Annotated in this window: 4 protein-coding genes; 3 read left to right on the top strand and 1 reads right to left on the bottom strand. The window is 68.2% G+C overall.

Annotation, left to right across the window (positions count from 1 at the left end; genetic code table 11):
- Nucleotides 1-89: 89 nt before the first annotated feature.
- The 3 genes from LCE31_RS39060 (at nucleotide 90) to LCE31_RS41435 (ending at nucleotide 1,437) form a co-directional block, all read left to right on the top strand.
- On the top strand, nucleotides 90-578 hold the full coding sequence (locus LCE31_RS39060) for a hypothetical protein (RefSeq protein ID WP_225022997.1): 489 nt from the start codon (nucleotides 90-92) through the stop codon (nucleotides 576-578).
- 116 nt (nucleotides 579-694) lie between these two features.
- Nucleotides 695-1,021, top strand: a complete 327-nt coding sequence (locus LCE31_RS41440) for a transposase (RefSeq protein WP_225022996.1) — start codon at nucleotides 695-697, stop codon at nucleotides 1,019-1,021.
- Complete coding sequence (locus LCE31_RS41435) at nucleotides 991-1,437, top strand: IS3 family transposase (RefSeq protein WP_225022995.1); 447 nt, start codon at nucleotides 991-993, stop codon at nucleotides 1,435-1,437. Before LCE31_RS41440 ends, LCE31_RS41435 begins: the two co-directional genes overlap by 31 nt.
- 186 nt (nucleotides 1,438-1,623) lie before the next feature.
- Here LCE31_RS41435 and LCE31_RS39045 read toward each other — a convergent pair whose 3' ends face one another.
- Nucleotides 1,624-1,929: a hypothetical protein gene (locus LCE31_RS39045; RefSeq protein WP_225022993.1), complete on the bottom strand. Its 306-nt coding sequence runs from the start codon at nucleotides 1,927-1,929 to the stop codon at nucleotides 1,624-1,626.
- Between the last annotated feature and the right edge of the window lie 293 nt (nucleotides 1,930-2,222).

The following is a 2,222-nucleotide window of genomic DNA, read 5'->3' as shown; positions in this document are numbered from 1 at the left end:
GTCGACCCCTACCGCGACTACCTGCGTCGACGCCGAAGCGAGGACCCTGCTGCGCCCGTCACCCACCTCCTGTGCGAGAGATGATGTCGGTGCTGAACAACTGGTACTGGGGTCGGGGCGTAGCAGGCGACTACACGTTCATCACCGCCGAGATGATCGCCGAGAAGCAGTACGGCTACACACCCCTACCGGTGTTCATGCTCGCCAAGAACGGCAAGGTCGTCGCCGATGACGTTTCGAAGGTCAACTTCGAAAAGCACGACATTCACACCGACGAGATCACCGGTAAGCCGGTGGCGAATATTCACTCGTTCACGTACCGAAACGGCACGACCGAGTACACACTGTCCTACCATCGGCGTGAGACGATCCTGCGGACGATGTTCCTCGACAGCGTGCACGGGTTCAAGAAGGTACTCGCGAAGCTGGCCGGCCTCGACGGCTCCTACTCCCGGTTCACAGGCCCCGTCACCCTGACCCACAAGGAGAACGACGAGGTTATCGACGAGATCAGTGAGTCAGCTATCTGGGAGCTGATGTACTTCGGCAAGCACAAACACGAGAAGAGCGAGAGGTGACGGGCTAAACTCTTCGCCTCCCCCCCCCCCCCCCCCGGGCCCCCGGGCCCTGACCCCTCATGTTGGACACACGAGACATTGTATCCTGAGGATCTGAGGACGGACATCTCGTGGTCATGAAGAACTACCCGCCGCAGTTCAAGGCGGACGCGGTCGCCCTGTACGAGTCGCGGCCAGAGGCAACGATCAGGTCAGTCGCCGCCGATCTGGGGGCCAATCCGGAGACTGTGCGGAACTGGGTAAGGGCTGCCGGGGCAAGCCGTCCCCGGAGGCGGCACAGCCGCCGACGCCGCTGGCGGCGGAGAACGCGGCCTTGCGGAAGAAGGTCCGCGAGTCGGAGGAGGAGCGCGAGATACTGCGGAGGGCAGCGAAGTATTTCGCCGGGGAGACGCGCTGGTGAACCCCTTCCAGTATGTCGCCGACCCAGCGCCGTTACGGCGTGAAGCGGCTGTGCAGTGTCCTCGGCGTTGCTCGCTCAAGCTTCTACTACTGGCGGCGGACGGCGAAGGACCGGGCTGCCCGGCAGGCAGTCGACGCCAGGCCGACCGTCCGAACATGGGCCGTGCACCAGGAATCGGACGGCACCTACGGAGTCCCTCGGATCACCGCCGAACTCCGTGAGACGGGCGGTGAGGCGGTCAACCACAAACGCGTCGCCCGGATCATGCGAGCGTCCGGGGTCGAAGGGGTTCGGTTGCGCCGCCGACACCGCACCACTGTCCCCGATCCGGCTGTGGCCAAGGCGATCCTAAGTGGAGCGTCCTGTCCACCGAGATCCCAAGGCGGGAGGCGACCGCGTCCGCGGTCGGCTTTCCCAGCGACAAGCCCGAGCGGCGGGCGCCGTACGACGCGCTGGTGACCGAGTTGACGCTACTCGGGCATCTGCCGCAGACGGGCGCGGGGGCATGAGCGACGGGAGCCTCGGGCGGCGGGACCGGGCCCGTGCCTTCGTCCTCGAGCTGATCCCCGAGCCCGAGGACCTGGAGCGCTCCGGGCCGCTCGGGGAAGGTGCCGGTACGGACGGTGGAGTACGCCTCCATGCTCGTCACGACTGCCACCCCTTCCACCAGCGTCGGCGCGGCTTCGCCGCCGTCTTGCCGTCGTACGAGAGGTCCTGGGTGGCCAGGGCCTCGGTGACCGTGCGGACGCCGGCGGCGGCCTGCCCGGCACCGATGCCGTACCGGTCAGCGAACCGTGCGGCGGCCTCCTCCTGGCTGGTAAAGGCGAGCAGGAGCATTACCGCAGCCGACGCAGTCGGCGTCAGATAGGCCCAGCGGCCGCTCCGTTCGCTGAGGATCGCGCCGCCCTCGTCGGTGAGCACGGGGTGGGCGCCCTCACACAGCCGCCACACGGCCGCCCACCTCCTCCCACCACGCCGCCGGGGCGGGGGCGTGCTGCCGCAGCCACACCTCGGCGGCCACCACCAGGTGCAGGGCCCCCTGGGGGGTCGGCTGCCCGGCCGCGGCCCGGGCGAGCGCGTCGGCAAGAGGCTGCTCGGTGACCAGCCGGAGCGCCGCCAGCTGCGACGCTGGCCCCAGCAGGTCCTTCAGGACCGGCGCGTTGTCGGGTCTTCAAAGTTGAGCGGTGCGGAGGTGTCCGCGGGCTCGGCGGGTGGTGACGCAGCGTGTGCGTAGGCGTTGGTCC

The organism is Streptomyces sp. 8L (assembly GCF_020176795.1).
Taxonomy (GTDB): domain Bacteria; phylum Actinomycetota; class Actinomycetes; order Streptomycetales; family Streptomycetaceae; genus Streptomyces.
Note: the sequence above shows the minus strand (reverse complement) of the source record. Positions and strands in the feature narration are given on the sequence as shown.